Here is an 18315-nt window from a genome sequence, read left to right as displayed (position 1 = left end):
CCTTAGCCAATAATTCCTGTAGGAAGCATGACATAAAATACGGAACGAAAAACGTAATAAATCAAGGTGGATGTTGCGATTGATAGAATAGCAAAAAGCCAGATTTTTCGATTTGACTTATGTGACAAAAGAAGCATTTGAAGAAATAAGTAAAGCGCTGTCATTATCAAGAAACCTAAGATTGGTATTAATACAAAGTAACCAATCATTAAACCCAATGTAATCATTACTGGAAGAAGGTTCTTTTTCTCGTCTTGGGATGCCGATTTCGTACCCTCTTCTTCGTCTGTCTGGTATGCACCTGTACTTTCTTTTTCGATTTTTGCCCTTTTTAAACCATTTACGATGATGATAATACTCAAAATCATCATCATAGATGCAATAATCTTCGGCATAAAGTCTGGACCTACTTGGCTTTCAGTAAGCGCTTCAAAACTGAACGTCGCCAAAAACATGGTAACGCTTACAATCAGGAGAAAAAAACCAGAAAAAACATCTTGATATTTCACTGCCATCATCTCACACACCTTTCGTTTAATAATATGTAATTTTCACCCAATTTTTATAATTCATATTGTAAGACAAATTATATGGATTGTCAATAATAAAATCTAACTTTTATGCAAGTTTACTAAGATTAAAAATATTTTGCTTACTTTCAAAAAACAATTATGAAATCGATTCACTTGTATAAACTATAGCAGTAATAGGTTCATGGAATATCGAGACTCCATGCAATTTTCTATTAATGAAGATAGCTATACATAACTTCAATCTCCCTGGAAATAATATTCGTACAAGGAGGCCTCCATTTATGAAGAAAAAACCAACTAAAACAGAAGAAGCAAATATTGAGCTGAATAAAGCATTTTATGGAGAAGAGCAAAAAGAGCCAGATTTGGATCCATTAATAAACAATAATAATATTGCTTTAGTTCTCAATGATAGTAAAAATAATGATAAAGATAATGAAGACATGTAGTCTTTATTATTGATATTGCAATGAATCCGGGCAGGTTTATATTTTAAATGATGTTACTTGATACTTAAAAAACCGCTCTCAGTAAGGACTCGGCTCCTACAATATAATGTTCTCGTCATCGGGGTGATTCATACAGTGAGGGGTTTCCTGCTCACTCTGAGCTGTGCCTGTCTAGCAATTTAATAATCCACATTACTTTCCTAACAACAAAAAAGGCCAGGTATCACTACCTAGCCTTCATGCTTTATTTTGTTGGCAAGTCTTCAATACTGTCAATATCCATATATTCAGGAACCACAAACCCTTGCTGGGCACCTTCTAAGCTCGGTCCTAAATCAACAATTTCATCTTTATATTGCTCCGCATAAGATGCTGCACCTACTGGAAGCCAAGCGATTAACATCCCATCTACTTCCCCTACTGAAAGACTTTCAAATGCGATTCCCATGTCAAGCGGGGTTAATTCCACCGTATAGCCCAATTCTTCAAGCACAAGTGCAACCACATTTGTTGATGAAAGTTCCGTATCCCAGTTAACATAGGCCAACTCGATTGTCTCATTTTCAACTGTGTCAATGCCTTCTGTCCAAGCATCAACTTTGTCACGGTTATCTGCAATCCATTCCTCGGCTGCTTCTCGTGGTTCAACGTCCTCATTTTGCCCAAACTTTGCCATCACTTCATTCATATCGGGCACTTCCCAATAAAAGTTGTCCAAAAGCTTGTATGCTGATGGATGCTCTTCCTCAAGACCTTGTCTTACCATCGTATGAATATTTTCTGATTCACCCAGTGTTCCTTGTGGATCCTTCAAGAATTTCAAATCATATTCGCTGAACATCCAATGTGGCTGCCATAGTGTGACAACAATCGGTTCTTCATTTTCAAGCGCAGTTTGCAATTCGGTAATCATCGCAGGTTCAGTACTTGGTAACAAATCCAGATCCAAGTCGTATGCTTCAACTGTTTCCTCTGCGATGGTCATTGTGCCGGATCCTGGTTCAATCCCGACAATTTCTGAAATGTCAGCTGCTGCATTATCTTCTTCTGAGTTATTATCGCCAGCCTCTCCCTGACATGCTGCTAATATCATTAATATACTTATGCTTATGAAAGCAATGCCTTTCTTTACTATCTGTTTCATTATTATAGCAGAACCCCTTCTCTATTCAGTAAATTTAAATAAGACAAACTTTTTCGACCAACATTAAGTAATAATAAAATAGAACAAATTTTATAGCAAAGCTCTTAAATCGTGATTATCAGCCATTTTCAGGACTCAGGTTCACCCACAGGGATTATGGTCGGGAATGGTTAAAATTATTAGTGTGTTTGAATATTACAAAAAATATTCACTACTAAAAATAGGAACTTGAGACCAACATATTAATAATATGTACTTTCTAATCGGAAATAACTAATAATACTGGTACTGCTAAGTGATCAATTAATTGAAGATTTCTCAATACTTCCAGCATGATTACCAATACTATCTTCTAACAACTGGAATAGTTAGCCACGATTGGGAGTTGTGTTAAATAGTGCATAAAAGGGCCAAACGAATTCAATGTATTATTTTAGCTATTTTACAAAGGGTAATAGTGTAAAACCATATGAGAGGAGGAGTTTCCCTGAAATTTTCTATGCGAGGGGATGCACATAAACTCTATCTTCGACTAAAAGAGATGCCAATTGAAGACATAAAAGAGAGCCGATATTTGAAGGAACCGGCATCTATAAAAGAATTTTATCAGTTGCTCGACAGTGAAACCCTAAAATTAATTTATTACCAAATCGTAAAGGAAAAGAGTGGGATTGGAATCATTCCAATTTTTGCTACAGCTATACCATGGCTACTCTTTCTCTTTGCGAATCCATTGGAAAACTTTCTCTTTCACGATGGAAGTTCAAATTGGATGATCTTCTCCATTATTTACTTAATATTACTCACGATTAGCCTGATTCTGCATTTTAAAGAAAAGGCATGGGCGGGGGTGCACACGGAGATTATCCAAGATATTCTAGCCAAACGAGACTAATCGCAGACTTCGAAAGAACAATCCGATTCTTTGCAGACGCTCGAAAAGGTAGGGGCTTCGCCAGCGAGTACTTTGAATCGGATTGCTCAGTTATATAGAAATTTAATTGCCGTTTAAAACATGACTAACACGTTCATTCCGCATTATCCACAAAATATTTTGTTCTATCATCCAGTTGCCTTAGAATTCTCCAAATAGTGTACACAGCGTATCCAACCATAAGCAAGCCAGGTATGACCATAAATAATATATATCCGTTGGGGGATTGGACAAAATTAATGACATAGCCGGCATACGGAATCGTTAATCCAGAATACAGCCCAACAACATTCTCAGCTAATACCGGTGCCGAATCTGTCGCATTATTATTATCCCCTTTTGTAGTATAAACCGTACTGCTGTCTGTTAATGCAATATCAGAAATACGGTGGGTAATTAAATTATTTTCTTCTCCAATAAATGTAATTACATCACCTTCCTGTATATGAGGTATCTTTTCTCCCTTGACTGACTTTATTGCGATGAGGGATCCCGTTTGAATACTAGGCTCCATAGATCCCGACAAAACAGATTTCAATTGATAGCCGAATATTTCCGGCTGCTCTCCAGTTATTTTAGCAGGAATAACCAATATGGTTACACCTATTAATAAAATAAATAAAACACCTGTCACTATCCTGTTGGTCCATTTTAATAGCATCAGCATTTTTCACCTTCTTGCAATAATTTTTTCTCTTCTGTATTTCCATTTACCGGTAGTTCCTCAGAAGATTCCTCCGAACAGTTCGTCTTCACAATGCCGCTCATTTTTTCTTTTACACTATGTTCATTAGTTTTTCTACTATCCCAAGCACCTATGGTTACCTCTCCATCTACGCTATGGTAGTAATGAAAGAATGAATTGGTATTGCTAGTTAGATAGCTTGTAGACAAGAAAAAGACATACAAGCTTATAAAAGCCTTTAAAACAATTAGCGAAGCTTTGTTCCTTGATTTGCCACGATATTTAAAAAGCCATCCCATATTAATCCCCTCTTCCTCATGTCGCCTTACATGGCAACAAAATATACTTGACGGGGAAAAGCTGGATTAAAAAATAATTCCCTTATTCCATCAATGCTTTATTCAGCATCTGTATTACCACTTATCTGGACTGCCTCAAATTCCCAATTGAATTTTAATTGATCTGTCTGAAAATGATTTTGATTTTCTCCATTATCCACAAAGGTAATTCGGATTGTGAATTCTTTTGCCGTGCTTCCAGCCGAAAATTCCTTTGTGATTTGCTGTGGGCTAAGGCTTAATTCCGCGAGCGTTTTTTCAAAGATTTGTGTCTCTTCTCTGCCCTGATTGGATAACAGCTCAACAATGAGGTGATTTCCGAGGTCATCACCATTATTTGGTTCACCATTGTCCATGATTTCATAAGAAGTATGTAACGTAATATCTCCCATGTCCACACTTCCTTCATTGGTAAGTTTAAATTGAGTTTCCTGTATATCTCCTGGAACTAGATTCTCAATATGAAAAATCTCTTGTTTATTTAACCCAAGAACCAATGAACCATTTGTAATCGTATTATTAGTGGATACAACAGAAGTAAAATAAGCACTCGTGCCTCCGGCTATTAAACTTATACCAAGTATAGCTAAGAAGCTGCTCATGATAAGCTTGCCTTTTATACTCACTTCAGCCCCTCCTTAAAATGGTAGTCCGTGAGACTCCCACCTCTTTTCAAATTTATAGGTGGGAGTCTAGCTTACGGACGCGTTAGAAAGCAGCTTTCCCTAATGCAATTGACCATTTATGTTCTTACTCGTTAATCTGAATTTTAACTTCAGATTCCATCTGATTGGATTGAACTTTTAATGTAACCTCACCTTGTTGTAATGCACGAAGATTACCTGTTGTATAATCAAATACGGAAGTATATTCTCCAGATCGAATCGCTTCGTTAGATTCTTCACTGTTACCTACAAAAACATTGTCACTTCCTGACCAGTTTACACTTGCTGGGTATCGAAGCGGGAAGTTAATCCCTCCAGGTTGATGTCCGGTAGCTTTTACTTCAATCGTTTCACCTACGGCTAATTCTTCAGGTGCATCAACCGTTATTTCTTCAAGTAATGGATTTACTTCTGTTCTAATCCAATCTGTCTCTTCAGGACTTTGAATACCCCTTAATAATGAGGATTCATTTTCGACACCAAACATAGTCCAACCAAGGATTCCTCCATTATCAGGAGTACCATAAGGGTCTTTCCCCGCTGTTCCAGTCACAAAATATGGTACGCCATTGACCCGATTCACATTAAAAGTTGAGGCATGTGAAGAAATAAAAATTGCTCCTTTTCCTCCAGATGTCATTCTGAATTCAGATAGCCATTTTTCTACAAGCGCAACTTCTTTTCTGTCACTTAATTGACTAGCATCTGTTGGCATCGGATCATTAGTTGGATGGTGGGAAAAAACTACTGTGTTACGAACTTCTGGATTACGTGCAGCCTTATTTAACGTGGCCTGTAATTCAACTAATTGTTGAAAGTCAGAAGCTCTATAGCTCCCTGCCGAGGAATTCAACATCACAAATTGCACTCCATTATGAACGAATGATTGACGCGTTTCTCCAAATACTTCTTCAAAATTGGTTAAATTCCCCGTACCCATCATTTCATGGTTTCCTGGAACGTAATAAATCGGAAAACGATCACCAACTTCTTCTTCTAAAACTTGTTTCGCCAATTGAAAATCCTCAGGGTATCCTGTATCTACAAAATCACCGTTGATTACTAAAAATTCAGGGTCCGCTGCTACTATTTGCTGTAACGTTTCACGAGTTCTTTGCAATACATCACTGTTTGGATTTGCTGCAACGAATTGCGTGTCCGAAATAACAGCAAACTTCCAGCGATCTTCACCAAATTCATCATTTTGAATCACAAGTGGGTCTGTTGTTATTTTTTCTTGTTCGGGTATGTCTACTTCTGGTGGTACCTGTACAGTCAACTCATCAAAGATCAAACTACCTGCATATTGCTGACTTTGAACCGTTTCGACAGGGTATATTCTCCACAATTTGACTGGATGTTGCACGCCCGCTGGTAACGAAGCTTCAACATATTTCCATCCTGTCCAATCTACTTCATCAGCTAGGTTTATTACATATTGAGTGTTGCTGGTATCTCTGAGAACCGCACGAAGCCAAGCACCGTTTCCATCTCCGTGAATCCATAAACCAATTTTTTGCGTGTTCGCCGGAAGCTCCAGATCAGGAGTTGCTTGCAAGTATGCTGCGCGGGTTGCAGTAGTCGTACTAAAATCATAGTTTAATTGAATTGCATTACCTTCTCTGCCCTCCACTTCCTCTATAGAAGCCCCAACACTGGATGGGTGTTTTTGAACACTCCAATCAGAAGAATCTTCAAAACCCGACACAACTTCCTCTTGAAATCCAATGGTAACAGGCAGATAGAATTTTTTATCTAAAACTGCTACTGTAATCGTTGTCGAAGCCCCATCTTGTTTTGGATTTACTGTGAAGCTTGCATCTTCATTGTTTGTAACCTCAATTACAGATTCATCATAATCTAATTGAATATCCTCTGGTTCAATAGGTGCAGCATAACCATTTTCATCAATACCAATTACTGAAAAAGTATCGGGTTCTTCTAGAACTGTACTTATTCTGGATTCAGTTGCTTCAATTCTCTTTAAATCTCCTAAAACCTGAATTCTGCTTTCTGATTCAATATTACCTTCTTTCGCTTTAGCTACAGCAAGACCAGTCTTACTTGCGGTAAATACTCCCTCTTCGTTAAATGTGCCAGACTCACTTGGATAAGCTTCCCATTGAATATTCTCAGCAGACACAGCGTCATAAGCATCATCAAATCCCTTCACTGTGAAGCTCCTTGTTAATTCAGGGAAAACACGATAAGCATTTTCATGCTGCATAACTGTATCAACATTTAAACCTGTTAATTGTCCATTTTCTTTTGCAGTAAAAATACCAATACCATTTGGCACCGAACGTTCCACACCATCAGATGGATTGTTTTTCACTTCTGCTTCATTCTCTCCGGGCATCCTTGAAGTAAGTGTTGAGGAACCACCACCATCAAGATTTAATGCTTGATACGATCCGATTTCTTTCATGAATTCTGCCATCTCATATAAAGTCATCCCTCTGCTTGAACTTTGACGCCCATCAACCAATACGAGATACATCGTCCCACCATCTTCGGAAAATCCTACAGCCGTTCTAGGCGCAAGTGTTTCGTCATCAACATCTTGCACAGCACCCTCTTTTACAAGTGTTGGATTACCGCCAATGGCAAATGCATACTCCCCATCCCCATTTGTTTTCGGTGCATATTCAACTGTTACGGAATCTCCAACCCGCATTTCTTTTAAAGTATCTGTCCCATTTCCCCTACCAATTAATATATTCCTATTTTTTACGATTTCATCATCTGAGATTTCACTGCCAGTTTTCACAACTTCCCCTTCTTCAATAATCACTTCATAAACATTTGGATCCCCATGAACTGCTCCTTCCCTTGATGCTTGTCCCCATAAAGCATTATATAAACCGATGCCATTCTCTGGTATTGTATTCTGGTTGTAGGAAGCTAGTTCGTGTTCTTGCTCATTAAATGTAAAAGTACCTTCGAGAAAAATAGCAGCTATCTCTCCAATCCCTTCTGTTGTAACCCCTGCAGCCATTTCTCTTCCATTATTAGGACCTTTGATTATTTCATGATCCTTAATTTCAATCCCTAACGGAGCTTGAGTAGAATTAATATCAAAAAAGTCACCATTTACACTCGCAATAGCTCCTTCGCGTTTGGTTACTTCAGAAATTGGTTCTGATGCTGCCACTACTCCGTCTGCTGTTAAAAGATCAAGAGAAACAGCTTCATTTTTGAGATCAATCTCTAACATTTCACCATTAATCCACCCTCGAGCATCAAGCATTTCAAATGTAGTAAATGTAACTCCTTTACCAATCTGCTCCGATTCAGATTTTGTTTCAATTCGTTCACTTTGTTCAATTTCTGTCAGTATCTGGGCTTCATTTTCTTTTGATGATTGCGGTGTTTCCTTGCTTTCTATCATTATGTTTCCTGAACTATTTGACTCCGTATTTGCAGCATATCCTACTATTCCTATAGTTTGAAAGGTTAGTAGAAATACAAACGACAAAGCCAATAATTTTTTTACAGAATGCATGATTTTCACCCTTCATATTGAAATTATGATTCCCCACTTGTTCGATTCTTCGGTAGCTGCATTTCAAAATTATTAACTTTTGTTTCGCATCCTTTTACCGAGCTTTTTGAAAACATATTGATAGCTTATCTATCTTCACCAGCTGTTTGAAAAGATTCAAATGTCCATGTCAAGTCGAGTGAATCCCCTTGAAAAACATTCTGATCCTCACCATTGTCAACAAAATTAAATTTGACACCGAAGTCATGTACGGAACCAACAGGCATTCCTTTTTCGCCATACCAAGGATACATAATATGCTGATCAATAGCCTCTGGAGTCATTTCAACCAACTCAGAAACAGTCGTCTTGTAAATAATCTCATCCGAGTTGTTGTTATTGTATAAAAATTCGACTTCTATATGTTCGCCAAAATCTTCTTCTCCGTTGTCATTCGCTGCATCCGTTACAGAATAAGACGTTTCAAGTAAAACCTTTTCTATGTCTAAACTCCCATCATTTGTAAGTTCAAAATTACGATAAAACGAATCACCTGGCTTAATATTTTCAACATTAATTATGGTTGTTGGATTAACGCTTAAATCCAGGGTACCTGCAGCAAAAGTATTGCTAGTTTCATCTGTATCGCTAAAATAAGCGAAAGTACCACCAGTGATTAATCCGACACCTAAAGCAAATGCAGAAATTCCTGTTATCAATTTTTTTTTTACTCCCATCTTCTTTTCCTCCTGATAGTGTAATAGATTAGGGCTTTCCAAAGACTACTCACTTCCATTGACTAAGCTAATGAAATTTCAACCTGTAATTCCTATAAGCATCACATCCTTCGAGAATAAACTAACTTTCAATTCAAATTGAAGTAATCGCTTTCGCTTTGTACCAGACTTTTTGCACAGAACTATTTTCGTATTCCTCTGTAATTTTAGACATTTACTATTAACTAAACGTTAATCAAAAGATAAAGAATTGTAAGATAAATCACGATTTTAGTAGTGATTCTATATGCCCAACAATAAAGAGAATCAAATAAATAGTAAGTTTCAGATATCAATCATTTTTCATTTGATAAAAACTAGAAGTAATCCTGTGCGCCAATTTTACTTCTTCGTATTTGGTTCATTCCATTAATTAAATGATAAAAAAAGAGCAAGGAACAGCATGTTATTTACTAGGTTTTATACAGTTGTTTGTAGCGATGAAACTACTAAACCCATATTTTTGACTACGACCTATCTCATGTTTTTTGTTACAACAACTTTATACTTCAGTAAAGCTAACTTTATAACTGTGTTATATAATACAGTTGAACCAACCAAAAGGAGGAGAATCAATTGCAACGTAATCAAAAGAGAATATTGATAGCTGCTGTCTTATTGCTTGCATCTGTACTACTCTTTATCAAACCGGTAACCAATACTTTCGTGAATGCAAACACAGGTGACGGATCAGTCTCGTCCCCATATACAGTCACACAGGCTATGGCCAATCAAGATAACTCGACTAAAACGGTTGAGGGATACATTGTTGGTCAACCAGTCTCCACAACTTCAGTCATCAAGCTTAATTTCCCTAATAATTATGCTTTTGCATTAGCTGATAGTCCTTCTGCAACGAACATAGAAGAAATGATTTATGTTCAAATACCATCTTCATTCCGAACTTCATTTGGACTGCAATCCAATCCTTCCTTATTAGGAGAAAAAATCAAAGTAACTGGTACACTAGCAAACTACTTTTCTCATGCTGGAATAAAGAACGGAACTGCTTTTGAACAGCACGAGGACGGTACACAGCCACCAGAATCAAACCCATATCCAGAGCCTGAAACTCCAAGCCCGGACGGCTATTATGATGCTGCGAATGGTAAATCAGGAGAACAATTAAAATCTGCTCTGCACGACATCATTGATGATCATACAGAAATCTCCTATTCCAATGTTTGGGAAGCACTGCGTGAAACAGATGAAGATCCAAGTAACTCGAATAATGTAATCCTTCTTTATACTGGACGTTCACAAGGGAAAAATGAAAATGGCGGAAATGCGGATGACTGGAATCGCGAACATGTTTGGGCAAAATCTCATGGAGATTTCGGTACATCGATGGGTCCTGGCACTGACCTTCATCATTTAAGACCAACAGATGCTTCCGTAAACAGCTCCAGAAGCAACCTTGACTTTGATGAAGGCGGCAGTGAGCATACAGAGGCAGCTGGAAACTATTATGACTCCGATTCCTGGGAACCAAGGGATAGTGTAAAAGGTGATGTAGCACGAATGATTTTTTATATGGATGTACGTTATGAAGGTGATAGCGGTGAACCAGATTTGGAATTAAATAATCAGGTCAATAATGGATCTGCACCATACCACGGCAAGCTATCCGTATTGCTGGAGTGGCATGAGGAAGACCCGGTTGATGATTTGGAAAGAAGAAGAAACGAGATTATCTACACCGATTATCAACATAATCGTAATCCATTTATTGATCACCCGGAATGGGTAGCGGAAATTTGGGAATAGAAATAATTGGAAGATAAACCGCTGCATTGCGTTGACTTTTCAGCTAAGTTAGGTGTCCTTATACTAGGTAGATGGAAAGATACAACTAAAATAGAGCTAAAAGAATGTCGTGTTTTAAATAAATCAATATCATAACTTTATGTCCACATTGATATTTAATAAAAAAAGCGTGGTATCTTCACCAAAAACTAATGAATGATACTACGCTTACTATTATAATTTATTCTGGGGTTTCTCCTAGAGCCTTTAAGTTTTGTCCTTAAAAATGTATCGTCTCCTCTGTTTCCAACTACTTACCCAACTTCCTTCTTACCTTTTGAATTGCTCTCTTTCACTTTCTTTTCCCAGAAATCAGCACCTTTAATACCAAGTTTAATTGGATCAAAGACTGGGTCAATTCCTGCCTTCTTCTGTATTTCATAATCTTTAAATACTTTTAAAGCCGTCTTAGTTAGAAATAAAATAGCCACTAAGTTAAGCCAGGCCATGCTACCGAAGCCTAAGTCGCCAAGTGCCCATAACAGGGATGCATTTTTAACACTTCCAAAGTAAATCATTCCTAAGAAAATAATCATTAGGCCTAACTTTAACCCTTTTAGATTTCTCTTTCTACCAAGGTAAATGAGAGTTGTTTCAGAAATATAGTAGTAAGCCATCAGTGTTGTAAAGGCAAAGAAGAAGATAGCAATCGCAATAAACAAACCGCCAAATCCAGGGATAACACTTTCAACAGCCGCCTGTGTCCACATTGGTCCGGCTTCAACACCTGAGATATTCTCTACAATTGGCTGCTGCCCTTCTGGTGTAACGCTGTACATACCAGTGATTAGAATCATAAGTGCAGTAGCTGTACAAACTATGATGGTATCAATATAGACGGAAAATCCTTGAACAAGACCTTGTTTAGCTGGATGGGATACATTTGCTGCGGCTGAACTATAGGTTCCTTCCCCTACACCAGCAACGTTAGAGAATACTGCTCTTTTAACGCCCCATGCAATAGCTGCACCGATAATTCCGCCAAACATTTCATTCGCTCCAAATGCACTTGAAATAATCAACCAAAGCATCGCTGGAATTTCTGTCGCATTTGCAAATAAAAGAATGAAAGTGATAATTACATACCCTAAAGCCATGAAAGGAACAACTTTTTCCGAAACAGTAGCAATTCGCTTAACACCGCCAAAAATAATGATGGCAAGTAATGCAACAAGAACAATGCCAGTGATGCTTTTATTAAGACCAATTGTGTTTTCGAATCCAACAGCAATTGTGTTGGCCTGAATACCAGGAACTAAAATTCCGTAACACAGGGTAACAACAATGGCAACAAGCACCCCGAACCACTTCATATTTAATCCTTTTTCAATAAAATAAGGGGTTCCTCCTCGGTATTGATTACCATCTTTTACTTTATAAACCTGAGCAAGAGTGGATTCGATAACAGCACTTGCGCCTCCTAATAAAGCCATGACCCACATCCAAAAAACTGCTCCCGGACCACCAAATGCTATCGCAGTGGCGACCCCGGCAATATTTCCAATACCGACCCGGCCGGCTAACGCCATAGAAAACGCCTGAAAAGAGGTCACACCCGATTCGGGGTTACCTTTTTCAAAAAGAAGCTTAATCATTTCCTTGAAATATCTAACTTGTACAAAACGCGTCAAAATGGAAAAAAACAATCCTGCACCAAGTGCAAACGCCACCAAACCAAGACTCCAAACCATACCCGATGCTTTACTCACCAACTCCTCCATCTTATCCCTCCTCACAATTAAATAGTTTCTCTCTTTATATCCTGCAAAATATTAATCATTTTCATATAAAAAGAGAGGAGGTGGTATGAAACTATGAAACAGCCCCACTCCACCGCCTCCATACGATCTGTATCCGGTTATTATTCTAGAATTCTAGTTATTCTGCTTGATGTTAACAAATACACTTTTAACTTCCGTATAGTTTTGTAACCCATACTCTCCACCCATTTCTCTGCCAATTCCTGATTGTTTGTAGCCGCCAAAAGGCATTGTTTCCCATTCAAGACCAAAATCATTAATCCAAACAGTACCTGATTGAAGCTTCCCAGAAATATAATGAGCCTTTTTAATGTTTTCTGTCCAAACACTTGCTGCTAAGCCGTAGTCACTATCATTAGCTCGCTTAATAACTTCTTCAATCGAATCAAATACGAAAATGGACATGACCGGGCCAAAGATCTCTTCACGGGCAATTACCATATCATCTTCTACATCAGCGAAAATAGTTGGCTGTACAAAGTATCCTTTTTCAAATGCCTTCTCACCGCCTGCGACAAGAAGTGCCCCTTCATTCTTACCTTCTTCAATATAGTTAAGAACCGTTTGATGCTGTTTAGCTGAAACAAGTGGACCCATTTCCGTTCCAGGGTTCATTCCATCACCTAGCTTCAGTGCTTTTGCCCGCTCTGCAAATGCTTCCACAACACGGTCATAAATATTTCGCTGTACAAATACACGCGTACAAGCACTGCAGTTTTGCCCATGATTGTACATCGTTCCGTTAAATGCCCCTTCAATTGCTTCCTCAAGATTGGCATCATCTAAAATAATCGCTGGCGATTTTCCTCCAAGTTCGAGCGTAATACCTTTAATTTGGTCTGCAGCTTTTTTCATGACTTCTTTTCCGACAGCTGTTGAACCAGTGAATGCTACCTTGTCCACGTCTTTATGCATAATGATTGCTTCCCCCGCTATACTTCCTGTTCCAGGAACAATATTCACAACTCCATCTGGAAATCCAGCTTTTTTAAACAGCTGTGCTACATAGAGAAGAGATAACGGTGTTTCAGTTGCTGGCTTAATAACAACCGTACAGCCAACAGCAAGTGCAGACCCGAGCTTCCAACCTGCCATGGCAAGCGGGAAATTCCAAGGAATAATTTGACCTACCACTCCAACGGGTTCGTGTACCGTATAGGTTACATAATCCTTGGAAATTTGAGTGGTTTTGCCAAATATCTTCGTTGCCCATCCAGCATAATATCTAAAATGCTGAATCGTTCCATCAATATCATCTTCCAAAGCAATCATGTAGGGCTTTCCGTTATCCAATGATTCCAGCTGTGCAAGTTCTTCTCTATTTTCTTCTAAAAGATCCGCAAACTTATAGATTAGATGGGAGCGTTCAGCTGCCTCCATTTTTGTCCATTCGCCTTCATCAAATGCTTTTCTTGCTGCAGCTACGGCCACGTTAATATCTTCCTCCTGCGCTTCACTTACTTCTGTGATGACCTCTTCATTAGCAGGATTAACAACAGAAAACGTTTTACCACTAATCGCTGGTACATACTCCCCATTGATATATAATCCTTTGATTCCTTTCAAAAATTCTTGTACTTTCGGTTTCAAATTATAGTTTGTCGCTTGCATGTTCTCGCTCCTTCACTAATTTTTAGTTATTTACGGTTTCTAAATTTGCCAGTAATCCCTTTAGCTTCTCATCTTCCTCTGGAGATAGACCTAAACGAGGGAATCTTGCAGGACCGCCAGCATTACCGGTTAATTCCATCGCTCTCTTCACGATTTGCACATACTTTCCTGATCCTTCAAGGAACGTACAAAGCGGTAAAATTCGATCATTGATTGCCCATGCTTCTTCCAACTCACCTTTTTGGAAATGGTTATACATGTCTGTAACAAGCTTTGGCACGATATTACCTGCAACAGAAATCCATCCAGTTGCTCCAACGAAGTAAGACTCCATCACAAGTTCTTCAGCGCCGCAGAATACTTCAAAATCCCCCTTGCCTTTTCGTGCAAGATCTCTTACCTTGTCAATTTCACCGCTTGATTCCTTAATAAGACGGACATTTTCACACTCCTTACCAATCTGTAGCATTAAATCTGTACTCATATTCACACCAGAAGTAAATGGGTTGTTATAAAGCATAATTGGTAGATTTGTAACACGAGATACTTCTTTAAAATGATGGTACATTTCATTTTCCTTTGGTTTCATATAGTAAGGTGGAATGATTAGCGCACCAGCAGCTTCATGAGCTTCAGCCTGCTTTGTATGTTCAATTGTTTCTTTTGTTGTTTCAGCAGCAGTACCAACAATAACAGGAATACGGCCACCTACTTCCTCCATAACAGTTGCTACCATTTGGAATTTCTCTTCTTTTGATAGACTGACAAATTCACCCGTACTTCCGTTGATGACGATACCTGCTACACCTTGATCCACGAAGTAATGAACATTATTCTTTACACCATCCCAATCGATTTTCTGTTCCTGTGTCATTGGCGTAATTAATACTGGATAAGCCCCTCTGATTGTAGTCATTCTATTTTCCTCCTGTTTAATTAATTTCTTATTTTAATAAAAACCCTTCAGATAATGGATCTGTCGGATCTAAAACATATGTCTGTATACCCGTAATAAATCCGCGGGCTGAAAAACTAAAACTGTAATCGCATTCATTTTTTTTTAAAAGTTCTCCTGCCAGTCTCGCATTAAATATACCTTCATTTTCAATTTGCCTACCTGAGTATATATCGCCATTTTCTAATAAGTAACTACCACACGCAGCTAGAGTACCAAATCCTGGAGAGCGTACAATATAACGATCCGGACGGAATGTTACTGTTTTGATTCTTCCACTACTTAATTGTGAATGATCCAGTAAAATGATTCGGCTAAAATCATGGCTTTCCTCTCCTAAGGCTTCGATTACCTTTTTCCCCCATTGGTTAATTTCAGGAAGGTTCTCTATCTCCATATCAAAAGGCAGCCCCACTTTATCAAAAATCGCATAGAGATGGTCGGCTTGAACAAAAGTAACCTCTGTCTGTAAATCTAAATAAGAGATTGGAACATGGTTTTTTACAACCTTACATGGCCCGCTCTTTAATGAAACAACTTTCACTTCATCGTCTTTTATAGTAGCCCAAACCGTAACAACACCGCTTACGGTCTCAATGTTATATTCAGCTGAAGGTTTTGCTTTTAACTGACCGGACTCCAGCAATGCAGTTATGACAGCAACAATTCCGCCATATTGCATTGGAACAGTTCCAGTATGATTGAAAAAGACAACAGCTGCATCCACACCACTTTTAAAAGGTGGAACGACCAAACAGCCATTCAGCCCAGCGAATCCTCGTGGCTCATTTAAAAGTAGTTTCATTTCTTGCTCATAGATAATTGGAAACTGCTCATTCACCTCCTGCAAACTTTGATAATAACCCAATGGTGCCTCCTTCATAATTCGGTAAGCTTCGCCTGCTACATGCACATCGGTTGTTGTGTAAGTCGTTTTAATCTTCATGTTATATCCTCCATTTCATGTTCCATTGGAGGAATGAGTAAAAACCCTTCTTGCAGTGGATCTTCTTCATTATAAAAGAACCGATGCATACCCATTAACCAGGCTGCCCCCGTTACCTCTGGAATAACAGCTCCTACATTCTTGACAGTAGTTGTGTTTAAAATTCTCGCTTTAAATAAAGAACCAACAATACTCTCATGCACAAACAATTCATTTTCTTTTATTTCATTTTTACTATACATAACTGCTAGTTTTGCAGAAGTACCCGTTCCACATGGAGAGCGATCAATCCCTCCCGGCGGGACGACTACAGTGTTCTTCAAATCTGCTTCTGGATGAACTGGATCTGTGTAAAATTCAATATGTGTTAATCCTTGAATAAATGGAAATTCTGGATGCACAATCTCCTCTGCAGCATTAATTGTATTGCGAATGGTAGTAGCTTTTTCTATAATCGTGGATGCATTTGCTTTTATCAATTCAATCCCTAGTTTTCTAGCATCAATAATGCCATAAAAATTGCCCCCATAAGCAATATCACATTCTACTTCTCCAATTCCTTCTACATCTATTTTGATGGTTTTTAATAGAAAGGAAGGAACATTGGAAAAGGTTACTTCTTCCGCTTTGCCGTTAGTCACTTTAATGGTGACTTTAATTAAGCCAGCTGGAGTATCTAATTTAAGATAGGTATATGGTTCAGAAACTTTAACTAGCCCTGCCTCAATTAACGCAGTACAGCAGCCAATAGTATCATGACCACACATTGGAAGATATCCGCCCGTTTCGATGTAAATGACCCCGAAATCCGCCTCAGGGTGGCACGGTTCTACAAGTAGAGCACCTGACATCACCTCATGTCCTCTAGGCTCATTCATTAAAAATTTCCGAATCCAATCGTAATGTTCATCCATATAAAGCATTTTTTCTGACATCGTATTTCCCTTAATCGGTGGAAGTCCACTAATAACGGTCCGTGTTGGATTTCCACCAGTATGTGTATCAATTGTTGAAAATAGACGCTGAAACTTCATCTATTGAACCACCCTTTCTTTAAATCGATCATGGCGAAGCGGTTGAACTGGTATGCAGGTTTGTTTCTCTGATAACATTTCTTCGATAAGTTTTCCTGTCACAGCCGCCAAGCTAATTCCATCTCCTTCATGCCCTGCTGCAATATAAAAACCAGGAACTTCTTCTACATGAGAAACGATAGGCAGGTGATCCTCTGTCCACGGTCGTAAACCAGCGTAGGTCCGAATAACTGTCATATCCGCTATCTTCGGATAAAAGCGAACAGCCCTTCTCGCAATATACTTCGTTACTTCATGATTTACCTTCGTATTAAATCCTGAAAATTCCCGGCTACTTCCAATGAGAAAATTTTGACTTTCCGTTGGTTCAAAAACTAGGGCAACCCCATACTTTTCCGTTATGGTATCCACTTGTCTTATTCCACCAAATTTCGAGATAAGATAACCAAATTCCATAACCTTTCGCAATCCTATTGGTTGCTGTCTCGATGCTACAATAAGCTGTCCTTTTCTTGGTTTAATGGGAATAGTCACTTCTAACATTTCTCCAATAAAAGGTGCCCATACCCCACATGCATTCACCACTTTGTTCGCTGTAAATTTGCCATTCGTTGTTTCAATAGCAAATTGGCCAGATGGCTTTTTGGCTACATTTGTTACTTCTGTCCTTATATGTACCATTGCTCCAAGTTCTTGAGCACGATGAAACATAGAAAAGGTAAACATATATGGATTTACTGTCGAATCAGTCTTACATTCCAAACCACCATATAAATCATCCGCAAAATACTTTGATTCATTTTTTAAATCAGACCGATCAAGCATTCGAAAATCCAATCCAGCACCCTTTTGTTGCTGCACCCACTTATGTGCTGCTTCCATTTCTTCATCATTCTCACAAACCAAAATACTCCCTGGGTTACGATACTCAAATGGTTGCTCTAGCTCCTTACTCAATTCATGTACCAGTTGCTGACTTTTTAAAGACATTTGACTATCAAAGCCTGGATCTTTGTCTATAGCCAAAATGTTTCCATCACACCTTGAAGATGTTCCACTAGCTAGTTCATTCTTTTCTAACACCGTTATCTCCAATCCTGCTTTTGCTCCATAATAGGCTATAGCTGCCCCGATAATTCCCCCACCAATAACTACAATGTCACGATGCTTTGCATTTCCCATTTTTAATACCTCC

16 protein-coding genes are annotated in these 18315 nt (G+C 38.5%); 3 read left to right on the top strand and 13 right to left on the bottom strand.

Features of this window, described 5'->3' with window-relative positions:
• Positions 1-2: 2 nt before the first annotated feature.
• Entirely contained in the window at positions 3-518 is a 516-nt protein-coding gene (locus NYE61_RS18440; protein WP_303448721.1) for a tripartite tricarboxylate transporter TctB family protein, read from the bottom strand.
• Between the two features lie 296 nt (positions 519-814).
• Between NYE61_RS18440 and NYE61_RS18435 the strand changes: the two genes are divergently transcribed.
• The gene (locus NYE61_RS18435) at positions 815-982 is read left to right on the top strand and encodes a hypothetical protein (RefSeq protein ID WP_158586299.1); all 168 of its coding nucleotides are present in this window, start codon (positions 815-817) and stop codon (positions 980-982) included.
• A gap of 244 nt (positions 983-1226) precedes the next feature.
• On the opposite strand, the gene NYE61_RS18430 is transcribed toward NYE61_RS18435, so the two are convergent.
• Complete coding sequence (locus NYE61_RS18430) at positions 1227-2126, bottom strand: glycine betaine ABC transporter substrate-binding protein (protein WP_118890208.1); 900 nt, start codon at positions 2124-2126, stop codon at positions 1227-1229.
• Positions 2127-2625: 499 nt separating this feature from the next.
• On the opposite strand from NYE61_RS18430, the gene NYE61_RS18425 reads away from it, so the two are divergent.
• A complete protein-coding gene (locus tag NYE61_RS18425; RefSeq protein WP_303448725.1) occupies positions 2626-3021 on the top strand; it encodes a hypothetical protein in 396 nt (131 codons plus the stop codon).
• A 133-nt stretch (positions 3022-3154) separates the two neighbouring features.
• Here NYE61_RS18425 and NYE61_RS18420 read toward each other — a convergent pair whose 3' ends face one another.
• The 5 genes from NYE61_RS18420 to NYE61_RS18400 all read right to left on the bottom strand — a co-directional run bounded on the left by NYE61_RS18420 (position 3155) and on the right by NYE61_RS18400 (position 8969).
• Positions 3155-3721 carry a signal peptidase I gene (locus tag NYE61_RS18420; protein WP_339316281.1) on the bottom strand — a complete coding sequence of 189 codons (567 nt, stop codon included), beginning with the start codon at positions 3719-3721 and terminating at the stop codon, positions 3155-3157.
• Complete coding sequence (locus NYE61_RS18415; protein WP_095313868.1) at positions 3721-4044, bottom strand: hypothetical protein; 324 nt, start codon at positions 4042-4044, stop codon at positions 3721-3723. The genes NYE61_RS18420 and NYE61_RS18415 overlap by 1 nt, the downstream gene beginning before the upstream one ends.
• Before the next feature lie 98 nt (positions 4045-4142).
• Positions 4143-4709, bottom strand: a complete 567-nt coding sequence (locus tag NYE61_RS18410) for a TasA family protein (RefSeq protein ID WP_303448729.1) — start codon at positions 4707-4709, stop codon at positions 4143-4145.
• Positions 4710-4833: 124 nt separating this feature from the next.
• Entirely contained in the window at positions 4834-8253 is a 3420-nt protein-coding gene (locus tag NYE61_RS18405) for a phosphodiester glycosidase family protein (RefSeq protein WP_339316279.1), read from the bottom strand.
• 125 nt (positions 8254-8378) lie between these two features.
• On the bottom strand, positions 8379-8969 hold the full coding sequence (locus NYE61_RS18400) for a CalY family protein (RefSeq protein ID WP_303448734.1): 591 nt from the start codon (positions 8967-8969) through the stop codon (positions 8379-8381).
• 615 nt (positions 8970-9584) lie between these two features.
• Between NYE61_RS18400 and NYE61_RS18395 the strand changes: the two genes are divergently transcribed.
• Positions 9585-10775, top strand: coding sequence for an endonuclease (locus NYE61_RS18395; protein ID WP_251661227.1), 1191 nt, complete (start codon positions 9585-9587; stop codon positions 10773-10775).
• Between the two features lie 293 nt (positions 10776-11068).
• Here NYE61_RS18395 and NYE61_RS18390 read toward each other — a convergent pair whose 3' ends face one another.
• The 6 genes from NYE61_RS18390 to NYE61_RS18365 form a co-directional block, all read right to left on the bottom strand.
• On the bottom strand, positions 11069-12535 hold the full coding sequence (locus tag NYE61_RS18390; protein ID WP_251661225.1) for an alanine/glycine:cation symporter family protein: 1467 nt from the start codon (positions 12533-12535) through the stop codon (positions 11069-11071).
• A 153-nt stretch (positions 12536-12688) separates the two neighbouring features.
• Positions 12689-14185, bottom strand: a complete 1497-nt coding sequence (locus NYE61_RS18385) for an aldehyde dehydrogenase family protein (protein WP_303448739.1) — start codon at positions 14183-14185, stop codon at positions 12689-12691.
• Positions 14186-14207: 22 nt separating this feature from the next.
• A complete protein-coding gene (gene dapA / locus NYE61_RS18380; RefSeq protein ID WP_303448741.1) occupies positions 14208-15101 on the bottom strand; it encodes a 4-hydroxy-tetrahydrodipicolinate synthase in 894 nt (297 codons plus the stop codon).
• A 28-nt stretch (positions 15102-15129) separates the two neighbouring features.
• Positions 15130-16086, bottom strand: coding sequence for a proline racemase family protein (locus tag NYE61_RS18375; RefSeq protein WP_303448742.1), 957 nt, complete (start codon positions 16084-16086; stop codon positions 15130-15132).
• Positions 16083-17120: a proline racemase family protein gene (locus NYE61_RS18370; RefSeq protein ID WP_303448744.1), complete on the bottom strand. Its 1038-nt coding sequence runs from the start codon at positions 17118-17120 to the stop codon at positions 16083-16085. Before NYE61_RS18370 ends, NYE61_RS18375 begins: the two co-directional genes overlap by 4 nt.
• Complete coding sequence (locus tag NYE61_RS18365; RefSeq protein ID WP_303448746.1) at positions 17121-18302, bottom strand: FAD-dependent oxidoreductase; 1182 nt, start codon at positions 18300-18302, stop codon at positions 17121-17123.
• Positions 18303-18315: the final 13 nt, after the last annotated feature.

The sequence above is a fragment of the Oceanobacillus sp. FSL W7-1304 genome (assembly GCF_037969805.1).
Classification (GTDB): Bacteria; Bacillota; Bacilli; order Bacillales; family Amphibacillaceae; genus Oceanobacillus; species Oceanobacillus profundus.
The sequence above is the reverse complement of the archived record's forward strand: the minus strand, read 5'-3'. Positions and strand labels throughout refer to the sequence as shown.